Here is a 25,659-nt window from a genome sequence, read left to right as displayed (position 1 = left end):
GTTCACGTAAAGTGATATAAATGTTATATAATCATAAAAAAAATCAGTTTGAAAAAAATCATTTTCGTATTGCTGTTTTTTGTCAGTAATACAATTTTAGCTCAAAATCAATTTGAGACTATCATACTTAATGCTGAAACCAAGGAACCACTTTATGGAGTAACCTTAGGCATTCAAGAACTCAATATAGGAACTACAACAAATGAAGAAGGAAAGGCCATTCTTCGAAATATACCTGATGGAAAACACCAAATCATAATTAGATATATAGGCTTTGAATCATTATCACTAAACAGAACATTCCCCTTACCTGAAGAAGAAAATGATCAGGAAATTTTGCTTCATCCTTCTGAAGAACAGATGGAAACTGTCTTTATTGAATCTACTAGAAGTTCAAGAACTTTTCAAGATATTCCAACTAGAGTTGAGTTTATAGCCGGTGAAGAGCTCGCAGAAAAGGGAAATATGAAACCCGGAGACATTCGTATGCTACTGAATGAAAGTACTGGTATTCAAACGCAACAAACATCGGCAACCAGTTATAATTCTAGTATCAGGATTCAAGGCTTAGATGGAAAATATACACAATTATTAAGAGACGGGCTTCCTTTATATTCGGGATATTCTGGTGGGTTAAGCCTAATGCAAATCGCACCTTTAGATCTTAAACAGGTTGAGGTAATCAAGGGAGCTTCTTCAACACTGTATGGTGGTGGAGCGATTGCTGGACTGGTAAATTTGATTTCCAAAACTCCGGAAGACGAGCAGGAATTAAGTTTTATGGCTAATTTAACTTCAGCATTGGGATTGGATCTTAGTGGCTTCTATTCTGAAAATTTTGGCAAATTAGGAACTACAGTTTTTGCTTCTTATAATTTAGGTACACCGTACGATCCTGCTGATAATGGTTTAACTGCAATCCCGAAATTTGAACGTTTTACCTTGAATCCCAAATTATATGCTGATCTAAGTGAAAATACCGATCTAAATATAGGCTTTAATTTTGTTACTGAGGATCGATTAGGCGGAGCTATGGATTATGCTGAAAATGAAAGCGGAACGGGTTATTTTGAAATGAATAATACCGAGCGTTTTTCTACTCAGCTATTGGGGAATCATCATTTTTCTGATAAAACGTCTCTTCAGGTAAAAAATAGTATCAGTCTTTTTGAACGACAAATTGAAATTCCTGACTATGCTTTTACCGGTTACCAGGTTTCTTCTTTTTCAGAATTAAATCTTTCAACTATTCAGGAAAAAACTGAATGGATAGCTGGACTTAATCTATGGACCGAAAATTTTGATCAAAAGCAGGGAGATCCAAATCAGGATCTTAGTTTTACTAATTATACCTTGGGAGCTTTTGTTCAGAATATATGGGATATTGAAAAAAAATGGACTCTGGAAACAGGTCTGCGTGGTGATTATCAAAGTAATTATGGATTCTATTTGTTACCCAGAATCTCTTTAATGTTCGAACCTTCCAACCAGTTAACGTTTAGAGCTGGTGGTGGAATGGGGTACAAGACTCCTAGCATATTTACCGAAGACGTAGAACGGCTGCAATTTCAAAAAGTGCTGCCTATAGATGTTGATGAAACAGATGCTGAACGATCTATAGGTTTTAATTTAGACGGAAATTATAAATGGTCAATTACCAATGATCTCAATCTCTCTGCTAATTTATTGTTGTTTTACACCAGGATTAACGATCCTTTAGTTCTCAATCGGACGGGTGCATTTTATGAATTCACTCAGCCGGATGGTTATTTAGACAGTAAAGGAATTGAAGCTAATATGCGATGGAAGTATCATGACTTAAAGTTATTTGTAGGCTATACTCTGGCTGATGTTAATCAGCATTATAATGACGATACACAGCAATATCCTTTAGTAGCCCAACATCGTCTAAATAATGTTTTAATGTACGAGAAACATGACAATTTTTGGATAGGTCTGGAGGGTTACTACTACAGTAAACAGCAATTAACAGATGGAACTACAGGTAAGCCTTATTGGATTCTTGGAGTAATGACTGAGAAGAAATTTGGAGAAAAATTTTCATTATTCCTGAATTTTGAAAATATTCTTGATACACGCCAAAGTCGGTTTGATAGTTTGTATACTGGAACTTTAAATGATCCCAATTTCAAAGATATTTATGCCCCGGTAGATGGCTTTATAATTAATGGAGGCTTTAAAATAAAAATTTAAAGCCTAAATTTTTTAAGAATATCAGGCCTCTGGATTTAATTCCAGAGGCTTGTTATTTTTAATGAGTTTTTGAATCTAGGATTTTTGTCCGCTTGCACACAACGGCCGCGCATAACACAAGTCGCGGGAAATTGGACTCGGAGTTGTCGGCTTATTGATTTTTTAAATGGTTTCTAAAATAATCATTTTCACCAAAATACGCGCTATTTGAGTTATGCGCTGTTAGGCACTGGCTCAAGTTTCGAAATATCTCTTTTTTCTTTTTTGATTTTGAAGCTCAATTCTTTGCTTCAATAATCTTGGCGAATCAGTCTGATAAAAAATTTCTAAATCCTGCTGACCCAAAAACGTTTTAATTAAAATTTGTTTTGTTTTTTTAATGCTCAAACTATCTCCAATAGGTCTGAAAAATTGTTTTTCAAATTCTATAGAATATTCTCCATTCTTTAGTTCAGTTTCAAATTTTCCTAATGAATCAGTTTCTAGCATGTTTACTATTTTATTCTTTTCTGAAATTATAATTTTTACATTTTCTAAGGGAATCGAATCTTCTTTATTTAAAACAATTCCTTTTATTTCGTTATTTTCTTTTCTTCTCTTCAGTTCTTTTTTTTCTACTAAAATTTCAGATGGTAGGCCAACTACATTTAAACAAATGATTTTGTCTTTTTTAAAAACGGAGCAACCATAAAATCCGAAAAAGATTAGGAATAATATTATGATCTTTTTCATAGGAGCTTGTGCTAACTAACGATAACAATTTTAGTTTGTTCTATTTTCGTTCAGCATAGACGGCATAATAACGCGGAGTGAATCGTCGCAAAATTGGGCGAATTCCGACTTTATTAACGGGATTGGTCCATTTTAAGCGGTCTTTTATTTCCCAGCCAGATTTTTCTAAAAGCCAATCAAATTGCCAGTCTTCAAACTCGTGATAATGGCGATCTCGCATATCTGTTTTACTTCGATAAGCTTCAGAAAACCATAATCTAAGCGGTACGCTGGCAACTAACTTTTCAGCTTTTGTATTTTTTAAGATCGTATAAGGATTTAGTAAATGTTCGAAAATTTCAAAAGCGGTAACAACTTCAAAATCTTGTTTTACAATATCGAATTTCTCATCCAGATCCTCTCCGCCGGTATTGGTAACCTTATAACCTTCTTTCAGCATAATTTCAGAAAATGGATTTTTTACACCAAGATCCAAAATGTGAGATGGAGCTGTAACGTGTTGGTTTAAAAATTCTAATGTCTTCTGGAATCGTTTGCTGGGATAGGTATGTTCGTACATGTTAATATTCGTAAACTATGGCGTTAATATTCATACCTGCACCCACACTGGCCAACAGGATAATATCGCCTTTTTGCAATTCCTGATTTTCGATTTGTTTGTTGATCACTAAATCCAAAAGAGTAGGCACCGTAGCAACACTGCTGTTTCCTAATTCCTGAATCGTCATTGGCATCACGCCATCTGGAACTTTTTCTCCAAATAGTTTATAAAAACGCTTTAAGATTGCCTCGTCCATTTTTTCGTTGGCCTGATGGATAAAGACTTTCTTAAGATCTTTAATGCTTTTACCACTTTTCTCTAAACAGGATTTCATGGCTTTAGGAACGTTGATCAATGCGAATTCGTAGATCTTACGTCCATTCATTTTTATATACCGCACGTTGGGATCTGATTCCTGATCATTAGATTTACCAAAGTAGATATAATTGGCTTCGTTATAAGAATAAGTAGCCGATTCGTGCGCTAAAATACCGCCACCATTTTCGCTAGCTTCTAGAATTGCAGCACCGGCACCATCAGAAAAGATCATGCTATCACGGTCATGTTTATCTACTACTCGGGATAAAGATTCAGATCCTATTACCAGGCATTTTTTAGCCATGCCGCACTTAATGAATGCTTGTGCCTGTATCATTCCTTCTATCCAGCCAGGACAACCAAAAAGGACGTCGTAACACACACATCCAGGGTTTTTAATACGCAGGCGATATTTTACACGGGTCGCCATACTTGGAACGGTATCGCTTTGTATAGACCCTTTTTTTACATCACCGTAATTAGTGGCTACAATAATATAATCCAGGGTTTCTATGTCTACGTTAGAGGCTTCAATGGCTTTTTGTGCTGCAAGAAATGCGATATCTGATGCATTTAGAGTGTCGTCCAGGTAACGGCGTTCTGCAATACCGGTAATATCTTTAAATTTCTGAATTGTTTCCTCGTTAGAATGAGGAAATTCAGTTCCATCCAGATTTTTAAATTCATGCTGATGAAAATCGGCATTTTTCGTTATGACATTAGGGATATAGCTTCCCGTTCCAGTGATCTTAATATTCATCTTGCGTTTCAATTATTAAGTGAAGATAATAATTATATGTGGTTTTGCTAATAAAATGTTAATGCCTTTTTCTATTATCTATAAAAAAAGGCTATCAAATTTGATAGCCTTTCAATTTAATAATTTTTTAATCTTTATGCTTCCATATACTCTTCGATAGGAGGGCAAGTACACATTAGATTTCTGTCACCAAATGCTTCATCTACTCGACGTACACTAGGCCAGAATTTATTATCTGCAATATATTCTAATGGGAATGCAGCCTTTTCTCTACTATATGGGAAATTCCATTCGCTTGCGGTAAGCATTTTGATCGTATGCGGAGCATTTTTAAGTACGTTGTTCGACTCGTCTGCATTAGATTCTTCGATCTCTTTTCTAATAGAAATTAAAGCATCACAAAAACGATCTAATTCGGCTTTACTTTCACTTTCCGTAGGTTCGATCATTACCGTTCCGGCAACCGGGAAAGATACTGTTGGCGCATGGAAACCATAATCGATAAGACGTTTTGCAATATCTGTAACTTCGATTCCATTTTCTTTAAATGGGCGACAGTCTAAGATCATCTCGTGTGCAGCACGTCCTCTTTCTCCAGAATATAAGGTTTTATAATGGCCAGAAAGTCTTTCTTTAATATAGTTTGCGTTAAGAATGGCGTATTCAGTAGCTTTTTGTAATCCGCCACTTCCTAACATTTTTATATATCCGTATGAAATTAAGCACACCAAAGAAGATCCCCATGGCGCTGAAGATATAGCTCCAATTGCTTGTTCTCCACCAGTTTTAATTACTGGGTTTCCTGGTAAAAACGGAACCAATTGTTTTGCAACACAGATAGGGCCAACACCTGGACCACCACCACCGTGAGGAATAGCAAAAGTTTTATGAAGGTTTAAGTGACAAACATCTGCGCCAATATTTCCTGGATTGGTTAAACCAACCTGAGCGTTCATATTTGCACCATCCATATACACCTGCCCACCATTATCGTGGATAATCTGTGTAATTTCCTTAATGGCAGATTCAAATACACCGTGAGTAGAAGGATAAGTGACCATCAAAGCAGAAAGATTCTCTTTGTGCTCAATCGCTTTTTCTCTTAGGTCTTCAATATCGATGTTTCCGTTTTCTGTTGCTTTTGTTACCACCACTTTCATTCCTGCCATTACCGCAGACGCTGGGTTAGTACCGTGTGCAGAAGAAGGAATTAAACAAACATTACGATGTCCTTCGCCACGAGATTCGTGGTAAGCTCTAATTACCATTAATCCTGCATATTCTCCCTGTGCACCAGAGTTTGGCTGTAAAGAAGTAGCTGAAAAACCTGTAATTTCGGTTAATTGATCTTCTAATTCTTTAAGAACGATCTGGTAACCTTCAGCTTGTTCTACAGGAGCAAAGGGGTGAATATTTCCCCATTGTGGATTACTAAGTGGTAACATTTCTGAAGCTGCATTTAGCTTCATGGTACAAGAACCTAAAGAGATCATCGAATGATTTAACGATAGATCTTTACGCTCTAATTTTTTGATATAACGCATTAATTCAGTTTCTGAATGGTATGCGTTAAAAACTTCGTGAGTTAAGAAATCTGTTTTTCTTGAAACAGCTTCAGGAATAGCGTTGATTTCTTCTAATGCTGAAAGTGCTTCAGTTTCTTTGTCGGCTACTTCAGCAAAAATTGAAGCTACCGTATTTACATCCTCTGTGGTCGTTGTTTCGTTTAAAGCAATAACAACAGTTTCAGCATCTGGATAATAGAAGTTATATTCTTTAGCTTCCGCAGCAGCTTTAATTTTTTCAGCATCTGCTTTAACCTGAAGAGTGTCAAAATAAGCTGAATTTACCTGTTCAAAACCTAATTTCTCTAGTTGAGAAGCTAAATTAGTAGTAGAATAATGAACGGTATCAGCGATATATTTTAATCCTTTTGGTCCGTGATAAACAGCATACATTCCAGCCATGACTGCAAGTAAAACCTGTGCCGTACAAATGTTAGAAGTAGCACGATCACGCTTAATATGTTGTTCCCTGGTTTGTAATGCCATTCTTAAGGCATGATTACCATTGGTGTCTTTTGTTACTCCAATGATACGACCAGGAAGGTTTCTTTTGTAAGCCTCTTTGGTCGCGAAATATGCCGCGTGCGGGCCACCATAACCTAACGGAATTCCAAAACGTTGCGTAGTTCCTACCACTACATCTACACCTAATTCACCAGGAGCCTGAAGTTTTACTAAACTTAAAATATCTGCAGCTACTGCTACTTTTATAGAATTTTCGTTACAATTATTTACAAAATCGGCATAATCGAAAACCTGGCCATATTTCCCTGGATACTGAATTAAAGCTCCAAAGAATTCAGCTGAAAAATCAAATTCAGCATGATCGCCAAGTATGATTTCGATACCTAAAAATTCTGCACGAGTTTTAATTAATGAGATGGTTTGTGGTAAAACCTCTTCAGAAACAAAAAACTTATTTACATCGTCTTTCTTTTGTTTACGATCTCTAACTGCAAACAACAATGCCATAGCTTCGGCTGCTGCAGTAGATTCATCTAAAAGAGAAGCATTGGCAATTTCCATCCCAGTAAGATCGCTCACTATGGTTTGGAAATTCAATAAAGCTTCTAATCTTCCCTGGGCGATTTCTGCCTGGTATGGGGTATAAGCCGTATACCATCCTGGATTTTCTAAAATATTACGCTGTATTACCGCAGGTAAAATTCCCTGGTGGTAACCTAGGCCAATGTAAGATTTAAAAACCTTGTTCTTAGCCGCCAGTTTCCCAATATGCTCTGCGTATTGATTTTCACTAAGCGCTTTTGGTAAATTTAGGGGCTGTTTTAAACGAATATCGTCTGGGATTGTTTCGTAGATAAGCTGCTCTAAACTATCAACACCGATAGTTTGAAGCATCTCTTTAAGATTTTCTTCTTTAGGACCAATGTGTCGAAGGGCAAAAGAATCTGTTCTCATTAAATAAAATAGTTGTGTTTTTGATGCCGCGAAATTACATAATTTCAACGTAAATATTTAAAGATTAGGGGAGACACTTTTAAACATTTTTTAACGTCTGCTAAGTTGTTGATATTTAATGAAATTGAATATGAATTGAATCTCATTTTAGCGAATATTAAACTGAATTTTTAAATCGCTATTTTAGCCGAGTGAAATGGCTTAAAAATCTCTTTAAACTTTATATAAATTCTAGTATCCACACCGGGATTGCGGTGCTTTGTTTTACGCTGGTCACATTTTTGGAATTTGGAATAGAAATCGACCAAAATCTGCTGGGTTTTATTTTCTTCGGAACAATTAGCAGCTATAATTTTGTAAAATATGCTAGTGTAGCCAGATTACATCATTCTAGTTTAGCTGAAAACCTTAAAATTATACAGGTTTTTTCTTTTTTTTGTTTTATAGCGCTTTTGTGGTTTACGCTGAAGCAGGATTATAAAACTTTGTTTGTGTCTTCAATTTTGGGAATGCTCACATTGCTTTATGCGACGCCGGTTTTAAAAGGACATCAAAATTTAAGGAATATCGCCGGGATTAAGGTTTTTGTAATTGCTATAACAGCGACGGGAACCGGAGTTTTATTGCCTTTACTTCACCAATATGAGATCTCGCTTCAGGATAAAATTTTAGTCGTTTTTCAACGAATCTTGATTCATATAGTGCTGATGCTTCCATTCGAGATTCGGGATCTTAAGTTCGATGATCCTTCCCTTAAAACTATTCCGCAATTGTTTGGCGTAAAAAATACCAAGATTTTTGGAAGTGTATTAATGCTAATTGCGGTAGGTATTTCAATTTTTAGAACAAATATCGGAAACCAAAGCTTTGCCGGTTTGTGTGCTTTTTCTGTGGTAGTAATTGGGATGCTTTTGGCTTCAAGAATAAAGCAAAAACCTTTTTATGCTGCGTTTTGGGTAGAAGCAGCGCCCATTTTCTGGGTGCTTATATTAGTTATTCTGAATGAGATTTTTTAAGTTCTTCTTCAATAGCGTTACGCCAGCATTCTTTTTCATCTTCACTACAACACTTAAGTTTTGCTTTTTCGATAAGCTCTGTAAGCCTGGTGTTCTTCTCACTGTATTCTCTACAACGAGGGCATTCTGCCAAATGCTCTAGCAACTGAAGTTTTTCAATTTTATCGGCTTCTTTATACTGGCCTTTATCACAACAGCATTCAGCCTTATCACAATCAATATATTTCTTTTCTTCCTGCATAATTAAAACCAATTTTGTTCCAGACAGGCAGCTAATGCCGTTCTGGCTCTGTGGATTATCACCCAAAGGTTAGACGGAGTAATGTCGAATTCTTTACAAATAACTTCGGTATCTACACCATCTATCGTTTTCATCTTAAAGATTTCAGCGTGTTTAGAATTTATTTTTTCTAAACAATCTAAAATTGCCATCCCAAGTTCGGTATTTTCCATATCGTCTTCGGCGGTTTTATCAAATTGATCGGCAACCTGTTCTTCCAGCCAGTCACCGTCATTTTCGCCATCACGATAATTAATATGAACTTCGGCCTGACCTTTTTTCGAATTCATCTTGCGGTAATGGTCGATGATCTTTCTTTTAAGGATCGAAATTAACCAGGTTCGTTCACTGGCTTCTCCCTTAAAATTCTCCATCGATTTAAGACCGGCAAGAAAAGTTTCTGAAATAAGATCGTTGGCAATCTCACGATCATTTACTCTTACAATCGTATAATTGAAGAGATAATCTGAGTATTTGTCTACCCACTTTGTAGGATCTATGGTATGCGTTGACATTGTTTTTGTCGTGAGATTATCAGTCAAAAATAAGAAAACTTATTTACTCTGAATAATGGTTTATATGCTAGAAATTTTTTTGGATTTAAAGTGTTAGTCATTCCGGACTTGATCCGGAATCTCATCACTTAATATGTGGATGAGATCCTGAATCAAGTTCAGGATGACTATATTGAGAAATTTACTTCTCGATCAATCCGGCTCTTTTTAACAAAGCCTCTGGCTGAGGTTCTTTTCCACGGAAGCGTTTGTAAAGCGTCATTGGATGCTCTGTCCCGCCCATAGAAAGAATATTGTTTTTGAATTTATCGGCCACTTCTTTGCTGAAAATTCCTTTTTCACTGAAGTATTCAAAAGCATCGGCATCTAAAACTTCTGCCCATTTATACGAATAATATCCAGCCGAATATCCTCCCTGGAAAATATGAGAAAATGCGGTACTCATACAATTCTCAGGAACATCTGGATATAATTTGGTAGGCTCAAAAGCCTTATTTTCGTGTGCTTTTACATCGTTTATATCTGTAGGATCGATAGCATGCCAGCTTAGATCCAGCATTCCAAAACTCAACTGCCGAACGGTTTGCATACCTTCCTGAAAATTAGAAGATTCTTTGATCTTCTCTACTAATTCCATCGGGATGGCTTCGCCGGTTTTGTAGTGTTTTGCAAATAATTGAAGTGCTTCTTTCTCGTAGCACCAGTTTTCTAAAACCTGGCTAGGTAATTCAACAAAATCCCAATACACATTAGGTCCCGATAAACTTGGATAAACCGTATTGGCTAACATTCCGTGCAGCGCATGCCCAAATTCATGGAAAAGCGTGGTCACTTCATTAAAAGTTAATAATGAAGGTTCAGATTTTGTAGGTTTCGTGAAATTACAAACGATCGAAACATGCGGGCGTTCTTCTTTTTCATTTTTTATATACTGAGATTTATACTCGGTCATCCAGGCGCCACCACGTTTTCCCGGTCTTGGGTGAAAATCGGCATAAAATAAAGCTACATCTTTACCATTTTCGTCAGTAACATTGTAGGTTTTTACATCTGGATGATATTTTTCAACCTCGCTGGTTTCGTTAAATTGAAGTCCGTATAACTTGCCTGCAACCGTAAAAACGCCATCGATCACATTTTCTAATTTGAAATAAGGTTTCAACTTCTCATCATCCAAATTGAATAATTTTTGCTTCAATTTTTCGCTGTAGTAAGCCGAATCCCATTTTTCCAGTCGGTCGATATTATCTAATTCTTTCGCGAATTTTTCAAGCGCTGCAAATTCTTTTTCCGCAGCAGGTTTTGCCTTTTCAAGCAGTTCATTTAAGAAACTATCCACTTTTTCCGGAGTTTCAGCCATACGTTCCTGCAAGACAAAATGCGCGTGCGTGTCAAATCCTAAAAGTTGTGCTCGCTGATACCTAAGTTTAGCGATTTTCAGTACATTTTCCTGATTATCTAATTCATCACCATGAAATCCCTTAGCACCAAAAGCGATCGCCATTTTTTTACGAAGCTCACGATTTTTCGCATACTTCATAAACGGGATGTAACTTGGATAATCTAAAGTGAAGATCCAGCCTTCTTTATCTCTGGATTCTGCTACGCCTTTCGCTTCTTCTTTAAAACTCTCTGGTAAGCCATCAAGATCCTCTTCGTTGGTGATCTGTAGCTCGAATTTGTTGGTTTCAGCTAAAACATTTTCACCAAAATTTAGACTTAACGCAGAAAGTTGCTTGTCGATTTCCCGTAATTCTTCCTGTTTTTCCTTCGGAAGATTAGCACCATTTCTAGAAAAAGCCTTGTATTTTTTATCTAAAAGCGTCTTTTGCTCTGTCGTAAGATCTAACTGATCTTTTTGATCGTAAACCGCTTTTACGCGTTTAAAAAGAGCTTCATTTAAAATAATATCATTTCTGAATTCTGATAAAAGGGGAGAAACTTCCTGTGCAATCTTTTGGATTTCAGCATTAGTTTCAGCAGAATTAAGGTTGAAGAAAATACTGTTCACACGATCCAGTTTTTCTCCTGAAAATTCTAATTCTTCTATAGTATTTTCGAAAGTTGGCTCAGTTTCAGCTGAAGCAATATTTTCGATTTCAGATTTTGCTAATTGTATGGCTTCGGTAATTGCAGGCTTAAAATGTTCGGTCTCAATCTTAGAAAACGGAGCAAATTTAAAGTCCTGCAATAGCGGGTTATTTGTACTCATAATACCTTCAATTTTTTTCGAAAATAAAATGAGCAAAGCCTAAGCCATAAACTAGAAAAGGTATGTTATTTCAGGTTTTAAAGATTGATTGCCAGAATTATCGATTTTGAGCCTACTTTTTCGGACGAATTGGCAGGATGTCAATTAGCAATAATCAATAAACAGTGATCAATTAGCAGGCAGCCTTTAGCTTTCAGCAATCAGCTAATTTTATTACAGATTAGTTCTAAAGAAATGAAGAAATCTCATTCATTAATAAGTAATCTAAAATCTATTTTCTAGATTCTGGAATATAAAAAAAGCAATCTAAATACTCAATTCTAAATACTAACAACAACGCGATCTAAGATCTAAAAGCGCAGCGATCTAGAAACTACTTCTTCTTAACCTCTTCAGCACCTTTGATCACTTTTTCCTTAAGACCTTCTTTATAAACTAAAACTTTATCCTGAACACATTTATCAGCTGCACCAATGATTTGTGCGGCTAAGATTCCGGCGTTTTTAGCTCCGTCTAAAGCAACAGTTGCAACCGGTACTCCGCCTGGCATTTGTAAAATAGATAAAACAGAATCCCATCCATCGATGGAGTTTCTTGATTTTACCGGCACTCCTATTACGGGTAGAGGAGAAAGAGACGCGATCATTCCCGGTAGGTGAGCGGCTCCACCGGCGCCAGCGATAATTACGCTAATTCCGCGAGTATGAGCATTTTTTCCGTAGTCGAATAATTTCTCCGGAGTTCGATGTGCTGAAACAATATCTACTTCAACTTCGATATCAAATCCTTGTAAAATATCTACCGCTTCCTGCATTACCGGCAGGTCGCTGGTGCTTCCCATTATTATTCCTACTTTGCTCATAATTTGTATTTTTTAGCTAACAGCTATAAGCAATTAGCTTTTAATTTTAATTAATCAGTTTACTATTGAGGGTAGGCTTCAATATTTTAGAGTTTGAAACCCAAAAAAGATTCAGAAAAACTTCTAACTTCTGCTAATTACTTTAATTTCGCCTTTAACCTGCTCGGCCACTTTTCTAGCTTCGTCGATATTTTCGTTTACAATAGTTACATGTCCCATTTTTCTAAAAGGGCGAGTGATCTTTTTTCCGTAGATATGCGGAGTAACACCGTCCATTTTCATAATCTTATCGATATTCTCATAAACTACCTCGCCTTCGTGATCTTTATCACCAACAAGATTCACCATAATTCCGCCTACTTTACTATCGGTGTTTCCTAATGGTAAATCTAAAATAGCTCGTAAATGTTGTTCAAATTGGTTGGTGTAACTAGCTTCAATGCTATAGTGACCACTATTGTGAGGTCGTGGAGCAACTTCGTTGACCAGGATTTCATCTTCTTTTGTTTGGAACATTTCAACCGCTAAAAGCCCAACATGTTCAAAAGCTTCAGATACTTTTTGTGCTACTGCTCTTGCTTTTTCAGCAACATGATCTTCGATCCTTGCCGGGCAAATCACATATTCTACTTGATTGGCCGTTGGATGAAATTCCATTTCTACCACAGGATAGGTTTTAACCTCGCCACTTGGTGTTCTGGCAACGATCACCGCAAGCTCATTTTTAAAAGGAATCATTTCTTCAGCAATACACTCGGCATCCGGTAATTCTTTTAAAGCTTCAGCTTCTTTGATCACCGAAACACCTTTACCGTCATAACCACCTGTGGCACTTTTCCAAACAAAAGGTAAAGATCTAGCTCCAGATTCAACATCTGCGATAAGATTCTCTATTTTTTGATAGGTTTTAAATGGCGCGGTAGGAATATCTTTTTCAGTATAAAACTGTTTTTGTACGGCTTTATTCTGAATTTTCTCTAAGGTTGCAGCACTTGGGAAGGTTTTAATTCCTTCAGCTTCCAGTGCTTTTAAAGCTTCAACATTAACTCCTTCAATTTCAAAAGTAAGCACATCAACTTTTCTTCCGAAGTTTAAAACCGTTTCATAATCCATAAGATCACCTTGCTCAAAATAATTACAAGCAATTTTGCAGGGAGCTTCGTCGCTAGGATCTAAAACATAAGTCTGAATATCATATTTACGGGTATCGTAAAGCATCATTTTACCCAACTGGCCACCACCAAGAATTCCTAGTTTAAAATCTGAAGAAAAGTAATTAATCATATTTGCGATGTTTGTGCAAAAATAAATTTTTACATCAGATTGCCCTATTTATTCTTATAGAAATTGGTAGAGTGGTGTAAATGAGATTCCTTATCTTTGCTTCTTTAAAAAATTGAAGTTTTGGTAAAACTACACGATCTTGTTTTTGAACCTTATGTAAGTGAGGAAGAAATCAATGAAGCAATCACTAAAATAGCAGATAATCTAAATGCAGATTATAAAGACGAGCAACCAGTTTTTCTTAGTGTTTTAAATGGTTCTTTCATGTTTTCTTCTGAAATTATGAAGAAATATAAAGGAGAATGTGATATTCAGTTTGTGAAGCTGGGATCTTATGAAGGAACCGAATCTACCGGAGATGTAAAAACCTTAATTGGACTTACTAAATCTTTGGCCGGTAAGAAAGTGGTAATTTTAGAAGATATTGTGGATACTGGAGGCACGCTTAAAGAACTCGATCAGATTTTAAATGAAAAGAGTGTGGCCGATTATAAAGTTGCAACGCTTTTTCATAAACCTTCCATATATCGCGAAAAATTCAAATTAGATTATACAGGAATCGAAATTCCGAATGAATTTATAGTAGGTTACGGGTTAGACTATGATGGTCTTGGCCGTAATCTTACTTCTGTATACAAACGTAAATCGTAAATAAATACACATGACAAATTTGGTACTCTTTGGCCCTCCGGGAGCGGGCAAAGGAACTCAGGCAGATATTCTTAAAGAGAAATATCAGTTAGTACATATTTCTACCGGAGATGTTTTTAGATACAACATCAAAAATCAAACAGAATTAGGTTTAACCGCAAAATCGTTTATCGATAAAGGTCAGTTAGTGCCAGATGAGGTAACGATTAATATGCTTAATGCTGAAGTTGATAAAAATCCTGAAGCTAAAGGCTTTATTTTTGACGGTTTTCCTAGAACAGAAAATCAGGCAGATGCTTTGGCAAATTCCCTTAAAGGAAAAGGTACTGAAGTTAAAGCAATGATCGCTTTAGAGGTAGAAGATGAGGTTTTAGTGAAGCGTTTGTTAGAAAGAGGGAAAACTTCTGGAAGAAAAGATGATGCAGATGAGGCTGTGATTAGAAACAGAATTACGGTGTATTATGAAGAAACTGCCATTTTAAAAGAGTATTACAAAAAACAAGACAAATATTACGGTGTTGATGGGGTAGGTTCTGTAGAAGAAATTACCGAAAGAATTAGCAACGTAATCGATAAATTATAATTCGAAATTAGATAATGAGAGAAGGGAATTTTATAGACTACGTAAAGCTGCATGTATCTTCGGGAAATGGAGGATCTGGATCTTCGCATTTACACCGTGAAAAATATGTAGCAAAAGGTGGCCCAGATGGAGGAGATGGAGGTCGTGGTGGTCACGTGATCTTACGTGGAAATAAAAATCTTTGGACCTTATTCGAATTTAGTTTTAGAAGACATATTCGCGCCGAGCATGGCGGTAACGGAGGTAAGCAAAGAAGCTCTGGTGCCGATGGGCAGGACGAAATTGTAGATGTTCCTTTGGGGACGGTAATTAGAGATACCGAAACCCAGGAAATTATAGATGAAGTTACCGAAGATGGTCAGGAGATCATTATCGCAGAAGGCGGTATGGGTGGCCGTGGTAACTGGCATTTTAAATCATCTACCAATCAAACACCACGTTACTCGCAACCGGGTATCGATGGGCAGGAATTAGATATTACTTTAGAGCTTAAAGTTTTAGCCGATGTAGGTTTGGTAGGTTTTCCTAACGCAGGGAAATCTACTTTACTATCGGTAATCACTTCGGCAAAACCTAAAATTGCCGATTATGAATTTACTACATTAAAACCTAATCTTGGGATCGTAAAATATCGTGACTTCAAATCTTTTGTAGTTGCCGATATTCCCGGAATTATTGAAGGTGCTGCGGAAGGAAAAGGACTTGGATATCGTTTTTTAAGACATATTGAACGAAATTCGACATTATTATTCCTGGTTCCTGCCGATGCTGAAGATGTTGCGAAGGAATATGAAATTTTATTAGATGAGCTTAGACGTTATAATCCAGAAATGCTGGATAAAGATCGTTTAATAGCTGTTTCTAAAACCGATATGCTGGATGACGAGCTAAAAGCCGAATTGAAAGCTGAATTAGACGAAAATCTTCCGGTGCCATATCTGTTTATATCTTCAGTAGCGCAACAAGGATTAACCGAGCTTAAAGATAAGCTTTGGGAAATGCTTAATAAAGATCCAGAGAATAAGAAATAAACTACTTCAGAGAACTTAATATCGATTGTCGAATAAACTGCTTTTGTCGATATTGTTGATTTTTAAAGCTTCTTTTTGTAAAATCTATTGCAAACTAAGAAGTGGGATGATTTTTGCTTAATTTTAAAAAGTAGTTTAAAATTATCCAATATGAAGTTAGTCGCTAAGCTTGTTTTTTTCTGTTTGTTGCTGGTTTCTTGCAATACGCCAAGAACCACTTTCGATTACGATGCGCAAACTAATTTCGATCAATATAAAACCTATCAGCTGTTTCCAGATTTTCGAACCGAGATGAGTCAGCTTGACGAGAAAAGGATCATTAGCAGTTTAGATCATTTTATGCGCCAGGAAAACATAGCTTTAGCTGAAGAAAATCCAGATCTATACGTTAATGTGTATACTGAAAAATTTCAGGAACAAAACAATAACACGCTGGGTGTTGGTGTAGGAAGCGGCGGCGGAAATGTTGGAGTAGGGGTTTCTGGCGGAATTCCGCTTGGTGGCCCAAAAGATTACGTTCGGTTTATTATCGATTTTATCGATGTCGAAAAAGACGCCTTAGTCTGGAAAGCTGAAGTTGAGGTAAAATTCAACTATAACGCAACTCCAGATCAGCGTCAGGTATTATTCGATAAAGTTTTTGCTAAAGCTTTAGAAGCATACCCTCCAAAGGATTAATTTTCAATTTTAATCCTTGTGCCTTTAGAAAAGCTGGAAAACTCTGGTGCATACATACTTTCAATTTGCGTAATTCCGTTAGAAAATTCCCCGGCGTTATTTACTCTTAGATCATATTCAAAAACATAAGTTCCTTTAGGTAAATAATCAAAGAAGAAATGTGTAGCCGCATCTTTTTTACTTTGATAATAGCGGAGCCCGTCTTGATATTTATGCCTGGAAAGTACGCTTGTAGGTTCTAGTCCGCTGGCACGCATATCTTTTAAATGCACAAATTTAAAATCAGATTTTACATCGATGGTGACTCTCACCGTAACTAATTCGCCAACTTTTAGCACTTCTGGTAGCGATTTTAATTGTGGGCCTTCGCTGGTGTTTTCCTTCAGAAATAAAGCTTTGTTGATAATGATCTCTTCGCCTTTAGATCGCTCGATCTTATCTAAATCCTCAAAGTATTGATGATAAATACCGCCGTAGGCAGGGGCATCGTTGTTATTTTTTATACTGAAATTCGCTATTTTTTGAAGTTCTTTTTCATCATTCCAGGTTTTCTTTACATGCCCTAAATCGCTTTTCTCTTTAAATATGGAATCCAGTTTAACCGATTCATTATTCATTTTAATCTCAGGTTGGCTACTTTCCTTAAGCCAGTTTTTTCCGTAGGAAAGAAATGCGTTTACCGCCATCGTAGTCGATTTTGTAGTTGCCCAACTATTTTTACGTTTATGTTGCAATAACCAGTTTTTCAGTTTATCGATATCCTTATCTTCAGGATTTACGGCTGCAAAAGCTTCGATGATCTTTGCCTGTGTTTCTATAGGATGATGATACCAAAACTTTCCTGCAGCATTATTTTTAAAATACATACCGCCCTTATCATCTTCGATACTGTTTTGTTTAAACCAGTTGACGATTTTTGTAGCTTCCTCTTCTTCATAATAATTGTTGAAACTTACGGCTAGCATAGCTTTAGTTTGTAGATTGAGATCAAGCCAGTTTTGTTTCAGATTTTGTATCATTTTATCGATAAAATCTTCTTCTTTTTCCTCGAAGTAAAATTCATCTGCCAGGATAGTTTTGGTGTAGAGATATAGAATTTCGTTTGGAGAGAATCGCGTACCGGTAATGTTATTATCAAACTTATTAGCGTGATGCTCTAACATGTAATTTTTAAGGAAGCCGAGTCCGTTTTCGATAATTTCTTCGGAAGTTTTATTTAATTCTATCGAGTTATTCTGAAGCAAATACGCAAAACCTCCAAGAATATGGCTGGTAATATAAAAGCTAGATCGTCCATCTTTAAACCACGGGAAACCACCATCGCCATTTTGCATATTCTGCAATTTTAAAAGGTAAGATTGCAGGTTTTTGGTGGTTAATAATTTTGATAGGTTTTGGATGTTTTCGGTCTCAGATTTAGCATCATTTACCCAGGGCGTTTCCTGTAAAAGTATGCTTTTTAGCTCCTCGTTTTTCTCTAAATTGCTTGTTGCTGAATTTTCATTCCATTTCTTCAAGACTTCGGCGATCTCCGGATTTTCTTTCAGTATTTTTTCTGAAATAGCCTTTGCGAAATATTTAGAGAAGGTCTGCTCGCTACAATCGTAAGGATAATCGATAAGATAGGGGAGCGATTGAAGTACCGTCCAAGCCGGATTAGCAGTATATTCTAAAGTAATTTGGTGATTTTGTAACGTTTTAGAATCATTTTTTCTTAAACTGAATTCTCTTTCTTCCTGTCCCTGAAGCCAAATTGGGATGGTTTCGGTCACCAGCATTCTATTTTTAAGCACCGGTAATAAATTGGTTTCACCATCTTCAAATTCTTCAGTTTTTGCGACAATTTCATAGCGAATTAAGTTGAAATCTTCCGGAATGTAAAGTTTCCAGCTTAGCTGCGTATTTCCGTTTTCTGCTACATTAAATTCCTGAATAGCATTTGTATTGCTGAGGTTAGTGTCGATTCTAGATTCATCTTCAGCATTAAACAATTTTAATTGCGCTTTTCCTTTTAAAAATTCGTCACTCAAATTGCTAATCTTAGCTGAAATAACAATGCTATCTTTTTCCCTTAAAAACCGTGGTGCATTTGGTGTAAGCATCAGTTCTTTCTGGGTAACAGTAAAAGCTTCTTTATAGGCAGATTCAGCTTCTTTGTTATGTCCAAATAGCATTAGTCGCCATTGGGTTAGAGCTTCAGGAGAAGTAAACTCTAAATTGATATTTCCTTCTTTATCGGTTTTTAGATTTGGATAGAAAAAGGCGGTTTCATTCAAATTTTGTCTGGCTTTAACCGAAAGCTCTTTTTGATCTCCAGCTGTAGAATCCTGAGTTGTATAACCCATAACCTGATCTCTAGAAATGTCCATAGCAACTTCTTCTACCGCTGCGGAACTCATACCTCTAATCTTTACAGAATTTCCAACAGTTACCACTTCATTTAAAGCTTCTATATCTTCAGCCATTAAAATAGTAATACTTTTATCTTCATTTACTATAAAATAAGATGCTTGAAATCCAATAAAAGATGCTTTTAATTGATCTCCTTCTTTAGTTTTAATATCAAACTCGCCGTCATAATTAGCTTGCGTCCCAGTGTTTGAACCTTCGATAGTGATTCCTGGCAATGGTTTTCGATCTGAAATGGCGATTACCTTGCCTTTAATAATTCCGCCTTTAGAAACATAATCTGTGGTAAAATCCTTGCCTCGAAACAGTAATTTTAGCAGGTAATCACGATTTTCTTTTCGAGTATTATTGTAGCTAAATCCAAAATAATCTAGTTTGGGCAATCTTGGTTGTTCGTAGGCAAAATAGAAATAGTTGCGGTTATGTAAACTGAAATCTGCAGGAGAGAATTCGAGAAAACCTAAATTAGGTAGTCTATAGTATCTACCACCAATATTAATATGCTCTGGCCAGGAATGTTCTTTAAATTGATCTAGGGAAGCATCGTACATCCCAGCGAGAACTTCAAATTGATCTTTGTTGTTTTTTGGTTTAATTTTTAAACTCCATTGTTCTTTGCTGCCCGGTTCGATCTTATCTCTAAAAGTGCTTAAAATAATTTCAGGTTGTGGTTTTTTGTCTTTTAGCTTGATTCGCTCTGTGCTTGTAAAAGTCGAATTATATTTAATACTGCTGAATCTTAAGCTGACTTCTTTTCCAACATAATCTTTAATCGGAATTTCGATGTTTTTAGCTCCTTTTTTTAGATCGACGTATTGCTGAAAAACAGCCTTGCCTTCAATATAAGCTTCCAGGTTTACATATAAATCTTTAGCAGCGGTAAGTAAGGAAATTTCAATAAAACCATCTTTGGTAAAATCTTTATTTGCGATTATGTATTCAAAAAGTTGATTATCTGAAGCCTTGTTTGTCTGCCTATCTTTTAAATCAATAATTTTTTCCTGAACGATTTTATTTCCTTTTTTGTCTTTGGTTTTTAGGATGATTCTATAGCTTCCTGGAGGCCATTTTTTGATGTTTTTGAGCTTAATTTTTTTATTAGAAGTTGCTGTTGCTTCATGCCATAGTTTGCCATTTTTCCAGTTCGATTTTTTATCTTCATTCAAAAATGCAGTATGTGGTAAAAAGTTTTTATACTTGTTTTTGCTAATATTTAAAGTGTCTGGATTAGGTAGGTCACTACCAAAGTTTAAGATTCTTTCAGGAGCTTGTAGTTTGTAGATCTCAACAGTCACGGGCAAATCAACATCTTCATAATTAAGATTGGTGACTTTTGGGATGAAATTTATTCCATCTTTTTTATAAAATTCATAATTTCCTGAAATACTAAGAATGTTTAGTTTGCTTCCGGCATTTACCGTGGTTTCTTTAGATTGTGTTTCACCATTAATATCGGTTACTGAAACTTCAATGTTATACGAGTAGATTTGATCTGGGTCTTGAATTTCGGAGTTTTCAGCTTTCGCTAAAAATTTAATCTGAAAATCACCATTTTCGTCGGTCTGTAATTCTCCATTGTCAATTTCTTGGGGATTAATTTTTCTGTATCTAGATGCATAACCGTAATTCTCAAATCTTAGAATTCGATAAGTTACATTAGCATGACTTAAGCGCGCTCCAGAGAAACTTTCAGCATATCCATTAATCTTAACAGAATCATTTGAAGCGAAGGATTGAGTGATAGGTTTAAATGCTATTTTAAATTTAGGTCTTTTGTATTCTTCCACAGAAACTCTTTTCGTGGCATAAAAATTTGGTCTTTCTTTACCGCTTTCTTCTTGAATTTGGATGGTAAACTGCCCTGTTTTTAAGCCTGTTGGGATTTCAAAGTTTCCAGATACACTACCAAAATTGTTTGTTTTTGCCTGTCTTTTTTCAATTTCGCTTCGGTTAGCATCTAAAAAACGAATCGCTATTTTTTTACCGGAAAGTACTTTGCTCGAATCACCTATTTTAGAAACTAATACACCTTTATAATAAATCTGCTGGCCGGGTCTGTAAATACTTCGATCTGTGAATAAGAATCCGCGTTCTTCATCTTCGTTTTCGTAAGTATTTCTGTAGTAAGAATACCGATTTTCCAATATGATTTCATCCTGATCTTTTGTAATGTTATATTCGATATTTCTGAGATAATCTACTTCTGGTGAGAAGCTTAAATTTCCGTTTTTATCTGAAGTTTGCTCATAAGAATTTGTATTGTTGTTAGAATGAAGAATAGCTTTTACCGTTGCGTTTTCGATTGGTTTGCCAGTTTCGCGATTAACTACTTTAAGATCTATATTTTCATCCTGATTGGAAATTAAACTTAGTTCACTTACCTGAATCGTTTTTAACGCATATAGATCGTCGAGGCTTTTATCTTTGAGTAAAATAACATATTTGCCAATTTTAAGTTTAGGTGCAATTGTTTCTGTAGTTCTTTTAAAGTGCTGGCTTTTGTTAGGTAGCTTGATCCAATTTGAAAACTCTTTAGTTTCAGAATTGAGTTTCTTTAATAGTTTTTTGAGTTTAATTTTTTGTTCTTCCGTATAAAAATTGTGCTTATCCAAAAAATTGAAATCTGTTTTATTCAATTTGTAAATCTGGAATTGCAGGGAGTCCAGATTAGTGTATGAAATAAAAATTGGAAAGTTTTTCTGCGGGCTTTGATATGGATTTACCTGAACGCTAAATTCTTTTTTCTTAATGTCTGAAATAATATTCTGTGCGTTGTTCTTTAAATACGAATTGAAACCATGTTTGAGAATTTCTTCTGAGAGTGAAATCGCATTGATGTTGTCTTGAGGGAAATCTTGTTTGCTTGCTCTTCGTTTTAGTGTAAGTGCCTTTTCGAGAGCGATTAGATCTTTTGCGAGTTTATCTTCAAATTTAGGATCTAGATCGTTCAATGCTTTTAAAAAATCACTTTCAGAAATAGCGATTTTCGATTTTATGTATTTGTAGCGATCTAGAGTAAAATAGGCTAGAAGTTGATTTTCGTTATTTTTTAGAAGAGATTTTTCAAGCTCCTGATAGCATTTCAAAGTGAAATAGTCTTTATCTGTTTCTTCTGAAGTATTTAAGTCGGTTTTTGTAAATCTATCACTTGAAACTAAATGATCTTTAGTGATCTTAAACGATTGTGAGTTTTTGGAAAGATAACGGTTGTTGCTTTTTCCGTAATTTAATGCTCGATTAATGAGCAATTGGTAAATATTGTTGAAGTGTATTGTTGGCTCATGGAGTGTATTTAGTAAGTAAGAATAATTATCGATATTGGTGGTTTCGAGGCTTTCTTTTTCTGAGATCGATTTTCGATAACTTTCTATTATTTCTGAATTAAAATTATCAGTACTCCAAAACTGAAAGTTAGCAGTGTCATTTTCAACACTAGTTCTATCCTTAATTCGGTAAGCGTTCTTCTGAAGATATTGCGATTGAAAATCGGCTAAAATGGAATAAAGAATGAATTTAGAGATCGAATCTGAATTCTGAATTCTGTTATGAATTTCTTGGACGATAACCGTAGCTGATTCTTCTTGTAAGTCCATTGCAAATTTTGAAAGGTAGAAAAGGCTTTTTATAGATTGGGCGTCATTTTTATCGATTTTCGCCTTTATTGCAATTTTCTCTACCAGATCGTTTGCTGTTTTGGTATTCCCTAAGATTTCCTGTTCCTCAATTTTAGTCCATTGATCTTTGTAAAAATCCTGGGCAGTTAAATTCCATAGACTAATAATCGAAAGGATGAGAAACGCGATAACTTTTTTCATGATAGATGATTTGTTGATGACGCGTAGGGAGGTCTATTGTAATTTACTCGATAATCGAGATTAAATACTCCGAGATTTGTCTCTAAATTAAAATATTTTCTAATAAAATCCTCATGGACTTGTCTCGAGCTAGTTTACGAAAAGTCTGTAAATAAAAAAAGCTCCGGGATTACCGGAGCTTTTAAATTGTTTTTAGGAATGTAATTAGTCTTCTACAACTTCCATTGTAGTAAATGTAATTACACTTCTACGGTTTTTAGCATATTCTTCTTCAGAACATCCTCTCTCTTCAGTACAATCATTTACTGGTTGAGATTCACCATATCCTTTTGTAGTAATATTTTCAGAAGAAATACCGTGAGCTACTAAGTAGTCTTTGGTGGCATCGGCTCTCCTTTGTGACAATTTAAGGTTGTACTCTTCAGTACCTCTAGCATCGGCATGAGAAGCAATTTTGATCTCTGTTGCGTCGCTACCTTTAAGGATGTCGATTACTTTATCAAGAACTTCCTGGTATTCTTCAGTTACTTTAGATTTATCGAATTCAAAGTAAATTCTGTTTTCGTGAGGAATATCAATTTGTCTTGTTTTCTTAACATACTTAGTTCTTGTGAAAGAATAAAGATTATCGTTACCACTTCTATTAGAAGTTAGGAAACCTTTTTTCTCACCTTCGTTAATGATGAAAGCGAAATCATCATAAGCACTGTTTACAGAGCTTCCTAAGTTTTCAGCTTCAGTATAATTTCCTTCAGATTTGTAAACGTCTAGATTACCAAATCCTAGGTGACCGTCTGAGGCGAAGTAAAGAATGTTGTCTTCACTTACAAAAGGAAACTGCTCTCTATGCTCAGTGTTAATTCCAGGACCTAAGTTCTCTGGAGTTCCATATGTCCCATCTTCGTTGATCGCTACTTTATAAAGGTCAAAAGATCCTTGTCCTCCTGGCATATCACTAGCAAAGAAAAGTGTAGAACCATCTGGGCTAAGTGCAGGATGCTCTGTAGAAAACTCTTCGCTTGTAAAAGGAAGTGCTTCAACATTTGTCCATTCGTCACCAACTAGTTCAGCTCTATAAATTCTGATGTTAGCTACTCTTAAGCCTTCTTCAGTTTTAAAACGCTTTTCATTAGTTCTATCGAAGTACATAACAGTTCCTTCTTCATTAAATACAGCAGAACTTTCGTGCTCGTCTGTATTAATAGCGTCTGAGAAAAGAACAATGTTACTGATCTCACCTTCTTCAGAAATTTCACCTGTATATAGATCTAATGCAGGTTTCTTGTTCCAAGGATAGATAGGGCGAGCAGTATTTCTGGTTGAAGCGAAAGTGATCTTGTCTTCACCAAAATAAGAGATTCCAAAATCTGAAGATGCAGCATTTTCAGCTGGAAGCATTTCTGGCTCGTAGATGTAAAGGTTGCTAGAGTCTACAATGCTTTCCTCAAATTCAGTAATATCTACATCTTTATCATAATAAGAAGCGAAATATTTATCTGCTTCATCATCCTGGCCTGTAGCACGAAGAGAATGAGCATATCTAAATTCGTATTCTGGCTCTACTGTAGCTTCATGTCTAGAGAATAATGTTCCATAAACTTCAGCTGCGTTTTGCATTTGATTTGTGTAGAAATAGGCATCTCCAAGATTCTGAAGAACTTTCTGGTTCTTGTCTACCACACCTTCGTAGGTCGAGGCAGCATCTACATAAGCACGCTGAGCAAAAAGCTTGTCTGCTTTCCTAATTTCGGCCTTTTGACCGAAAGCTGCGATGCTTACAAGAAGTATTATTAATGTGCTATAAATGTTTTTCATATTAATCTTTTTTAGAAGAATCTAGGAGACTTGTCGTATCCTTTGTTTAAACCGAATAAATCTATATCGAACAATACCATGATCTCATGAGTACCGTCGTTGTAGTTCCCAAAATTCGTAGTAGTATAATCGTAAGCATATCCTACACGAAGTTGAGGAGTGATCTTAAAGTTCACTAATCCTGTTACAGATTCGTCGAATCTATATCCAAGACCAGCTTCTAAGCGATTGTATAAAAGAACATTTGCAGTTACATCTACAGATATTGGAGAGTCTTTAACTCCTCTAGCCATAAATGCAGGTTTTAACTTCACATTTTGGCTAAGATCGAAAACGTATCCCCCAGTAATGTAGTAGTGAATTGCTTCTTCACCAATCCCCTGGATTCCTTGAGAATTTTCAAGGTGAGTAGAGGTAAATAGGTTAGGAGCAGAAACACCTAAGTAATAGTTCTCACTAAACCAGAATGCACCAACACCAAATACAGGAAATGCTTCACTATAATTTTGGAATGCCGGGTCTAATGGATTATTAAGAACGATTCCGTTTGTGTTAGAATCGAAAGTTGTAACCCCAGCTTTGGCACCAAAAGATAATTTGCTGTTTTGGCTTAATGGTAAAACATAAGCGAAATCTGCAGTAATATTATTTTCTTTTACCCAATCTCCCACTTCGTCATGAACTACGGTTAAACCAAGTTCGATTCTTTCGCTAATAGGAGTGTGAGCGAAGAAGTTGGCGGTGCGAGGTGCACCGTCAACATTTACCCACTGAGCTCTATAGATACCCCCAAGATTTAACATCCCGGGATCATCTGTGGCATATGCAGGGTTCACCACGCTCATGTTATACATGTATTGTGTGAACACTGGATCTTGTTGAGACATACCTTTTACAGAAAAAAGGATAATGCCTATAAATATTAGATATTTTGTGATTGTATTTTTCATTTCTTTCTA

18 protein-coding genes are annotated in these 25,659 nt (G+C 35.9%); 6 read left to right on the top strand and 12 right to left on the bottom strand.

Annotated features, from left to right (window positions below; genetic code table 11):
* The first annotated feature begins 48 nt into the window (after positions 1–48).
* Entirely contained in the window at positions 49–2,214 is a 2,166-nt protein-coding gene (locus BM201_RS12815; RefSeq protein ID WP_175487035.1) for a TonB-dependent receptor, read from the top strand.
* A gap of 234 nt (positions 2,215–2,448) precedes the next feature.
* Here the strand turns inward: BM201_RS12815 and BM201_RS12810 are convergent, their stop codons facing one another.
* The 4 genes from BM201_RS12810 to gcvP all read right to left on the bottom strand — a co-directional run bounded on the left by BM201_RS12810 (position 2,449) and on the right by gcvP (position 7,549).
* Positions 2,449–2,946, bottom strand: a complete 498-nt coding sequence (locus BM201_RS12810) for a hypothetical protein (protein ID WP_092543231.1) — start codon at positions 2,944–2,946, stop codon at positions 2,449–2,451.
* A 40-nt stretch (positions 2,947–2,986) separates the two neighbouring features.
* Positions 2,987–3,505, bottom strand: a complete 519-nt coding sequence (locus BM201_RS12805; protein WP_092543229.1) for a methyltransferase — start codon at positions 3,503–3,505, stop codon at positions 2,987–2,989.
* A gap of 1 nt (position 3,506) precedes the next feature.
* Positions 3,507–4,565, bottom strand: a complete 1,059-nt coding sequence (locus BM201_RS12800; RefSeq protein ID WP_092543227.1) for a 3-oxoacyl-ACP synthase III family protein — start codon at positions 4,563–4,565, stop codon at positions 3,507–3,509.
* A 134-nt stretch (positions 4,566–4,699) separates the two neighbouring features.
* Positions 4,700–7,549 (bottom strand): aminomethyl-transferring glycine dehydrogenase, encoded by a 2,850-nt coding sequence (gene gcvP, locus BM201_RS12795; RefSeq protein WP_092543225.1) that lies wholly within the window; start codon positions 7,547–7,549, stop codon positions 4,700–4,702.
* Between the two features lie 191 nt (positions 7,550–7,740).
* On the opposite strand from gcvP, the gene BM201_RS12790 reads away from it, so the two are divergent.
* The gene (locus tag BM201_RS12790; protein ID WP_092543223.1) at positions 7,741–8,565 is read left to right on the top strand and encodes a UbiA prenyltransferase family protein; all 825 of its coding nucleotides are present in this window, start codon (positions 7,741–7,743) and stop codon (positions 8,563–8,565) included.
* Here BM201_RS12790 and BM201_RS12785 read toward each other — a convergent pair.
* The 5 genes from BM201_RS12785 to BM201_RS12765 form a co-directional block, all read right to left on the bottom strand.
* Positions 8,543–8,806 carry a zf-HC2 domain-containing protein gene (locus BM201_RS12785; protein ID WP_092543221.1) on the bottom strand — a complete coding sequence of 88 codons (264 nt, stop codon included), beginning with the start codon at positions 8,804–8,806 and terminating at the stop codon, positions 8,543–8,545. The two genes, BM201_RS12790 and BM201_RS12785, sit on opposite strands and share 23 nt — an antisense overlap.
* 2 nt (positions 8,807–8,808) lie before the next feature.
* Positions 8,809–9,360 (bottom strand): sigma-70 family RNA polymerase sigma factor, encoded by a 552-nt coding sequence (locus tag BM201_RS12780; protein WP_092543219.1) that lies wholly within the window; start codon positions 9,358–9,360, stop codon positions 8,809–8,811.
* 181 nt (positions 9,361–9,541) lie between these two features.
* Complete coding sequence (locus tag BM201_RS12775) at positions 9,542–11,572, bottom strand: M3 family metallopeptidase (RefSeq protein WP_092543217.1); 2,031 nt, start codon at positions 11,570–11,572, stop codon at positions 9,542–9,544.
* Between the two features lie 373 nt (positions 11,573–11,945).
* Positions 11,946–12,434 (bottom strand): 5-(carboxyamino)imidazole ribonucleotide mutase, encoded by a 489-nt coding sequence (gene purE / locus BM201_RS12770; RefSeq protein WP_013073294.1) that lies wholly within the window; start codon positions 12,432–12,434, stop codon positions 11,946–11,948.
* A gap of 123 nt (positions 12,435–12,557) precedes the next feature.
* Positions 12,558–13,718 carry a 5-(carboxyamino)imidazole ribonucleotide synthase gene (locus tag BM201_RS12765; protein ID WP_092543215.1) on the bottom strand — a complete coding sequence of 387 codons (1,161 nt, stop codon included), beginning with the start codon at positions 13,716–13,718 and terminating at the stop codon, positions 12,558–12,560.
* Between the two features lie 120 nt (positions 13,719–13,838).
* Here BM201_RS12765 and BM201_RS18345 point away from each other — a divergent pair, with 120 nt between their 5' ends.
* The 4 genes from BM201_RS18345 to BM201_RS12745 all read left to right on the top strand — a co-directional run bounded on the left by BM201_RS18345 (position 13,839) and on the right by BM201_RS12745 (position 16,661).
* Complete coding sequence (locus BM201_RS18345; protein ID WP_092543213.1) at positions 13,839–14,369, top strand: phosphoribosyltransferase; 531 nt, start codon at positions 13,839–13,841, stop codon at positions 14,367–14,369.
* 10 nt (positions 14,370–14,379) lie between these two features.
* Complete coding sequence (locus tag BM201_RS18340; RefSeq protein ID WP_092543211.1) at positions 14,380–14,952, top strand: adenylate kinase; 573 nt, start codon at positions 14,380–14,382, stop codon at positions 14,950–14,952.
* A 14-nt stretch (positions 14,953–14,966) separates the two neighbouring features.
* Complete coding sequence (obgE, locus tag BM201_RS12750) at positions 14,967–15,983, top strand: GTPase ObgE (RefSeq protein WP_092543209.1); 1,017 nt, start codon at positions 14,967–14,969, stop codon at positions 15,981–15,983.
* A 150-nt stretch (positions 15,984–16,133) separates the two neighbouring features.
* Positions 16,134–16,661 (top strand): DUF4136 domain-containing protein, encoded by a 528-nt coding sequence (locus BM201_RS12745; RefSeq protein WP_092543207.1) that lies wholly within the window; start codon positions 16,134–16,136, stop codon positions 16,659–16,661.
* Here the strand turns inward: BM201_RS12745 and BM201_RS12740 are convergent.
* From BM201_RS12740 to BM201_RS12730, 3 genes are all read right to left on the bottom strand, one after another.
* Positions 16,658–22,885: an alpha-2-macroglobulin family protein gene (locus tag BM201_RS12740; RefSeq protein WP_092543205.1), complete on the bottom strand. Its 6,228-nt coding sequence runs from the start codon at positions 22,883–22,885 to the stop codon at positions 16,658–16,660. The genes BM201_RS12745 and BM201_RS12740 overlap by 4 nt on opposite strands.
* Before the next feature lie 204 nt (positions 22,886–23,089).
* Complete coding sequence (locus BM201_RS12735; RefSeq protein WP_092543203.1) at positions 23,090–24,700, bottom strand: OmpA family protein; 1,611 nt, start codon at positions 24,698–24,700, stop codon at positions 23,090–23,092.
* A gap of 11 nt (positions 24,701–24,711) precedes the next feature.
* A complete protein-coding gene (locus BM201_RS12730; RefSeq protein WP_092543201.1) occupies positions 24,712–25,650 on the bottom strand; it encodes a PorP/SprF family type IX secretion system membrane protein in 939 nt (312 codons plus the stop codon).
* Positions 25,651–25,659: the final 9 nt, after the last annotated feature.

Source organism: Zunongwangia mangrovi (assembly GCF_900112105.1).
Classification (GTDB): Bacteria; Bacteroidota; Bacteroidia; order Flavobacteriales; family Flavobacteriaceae; genus Zunongwangia; species Zunongwangia mangrovi.
The sequence above is the reverse complement of the archived record's forward strand: the minus strand, read 5'-3'. Positions and strand labels throughout refer to the sequence as shown.

Excerpts from the sequence above, each read along its gene's own strand:
- BM201_RS12745 (WP_092543207.1), top strand. The coding sequence starts at position 16,134 with ATGAAGTTAGTCGCTAAGCTTGTTTTTTTCTGTTTGTTGCTGGTTTCT.
- BM201_RS12800 (WP_092543227.1), bottom strand. The coding sequence starts at position 4,565 with ATGAATATTAAGATCACTGGAACGGGAAGCTATATCCCTAATGTCATA.
- BM201_RS12730 (WP_092543201.1), bottom strand. The coding sequence starts at position 25,650 with ATGAAAAATACAATCACAAAATATCTAATATTTATAGGCATTATCCTT.
- purE (WP_013073294.1), bottom strand. The coding sequence starts at position 12,434 with ATGAGCAAAGTAGGAATAATAATGGGAAGCACCAGCGACCTGCCGGTA.
- BM201_RS12780 (WP_092543219.1), bottom strand. The coding sequence starts at position 9,360 with ATGTCAACGCATACCATAGATCCTACAAAGTGGGTAGACAAATACTCA.
- BM201_RS12810 (WP_092543231.1), bottom strand. The coding sequence starts at position 2,946 with ATGAAAAAGATCATAATATTATTCCTAATCTTTTTCGGATTTTATGGT.
- BM201_RS12765 (WP_092543215.1), bottom strand. The coding sequence starts at position 13,718 with ATGATTAATTACTTTTCTTCAGATTTTAAACTAGGAATTCTTGGTGGT.
- BM201_RS12775 (WP_092543217.1), bottom strand. The coding sequence starts at position 11,572 with ATGAGTACAAATAACCCGCTATTGCAGGACTTTAAATTTGCTCCGTTT.
- BM201_RS12785 (WP_092543221.1), bottom strand. The coding sequence starts at position 8,806 with ATGCAGGAAGAAAAGAAATATATTGATTGTGATAAGGCTGAATGCTGT.
- BM201_RS12740 (WP_092543205.1), bottom strand. The coding sequence starts at position 22,885 with ATGAAAAAAGTTATCGCGTTTCTCATCCTTTCGATTATTAGTCTATGG.
- BM201_RS12805 (WP_092543229.1), bottom strand. The coding sequence starts at position 3,505 with ATGTACGAACATACCTATCCCAGCAAACGATTCCAGAAGACATTAGAA.
- BM201_RS18340 (WP_092543211.1), top strand. The coding sequence starts at position 14,380 with ATGACAAATTTGGTACTCTTTGGCCCTCCGGGAGCGGGCAAAGGAACT.
- gcvP (WP_092543225.1), bottom strand. The coding sequence starts at position 7,549 with ATGAGAACAGATTCTTTTGCCCTTCGACACATTGGTCCTAAAGAAGAA.
- BM201_RS12735 (WP_092543203.1), bottom strand. The coding sequence starts at position 24,700 with ATGAAAAACATTTATAGCACATTAATAATACTTCTTGTAAGCATCGCA.
- obgE (WP_092543209.1), top strand. The coding sequence starts at position 14,967 with ATGAGAGAAGGGAATTTTATAGACTACGTAAAGCTGCATGTATCTTCG.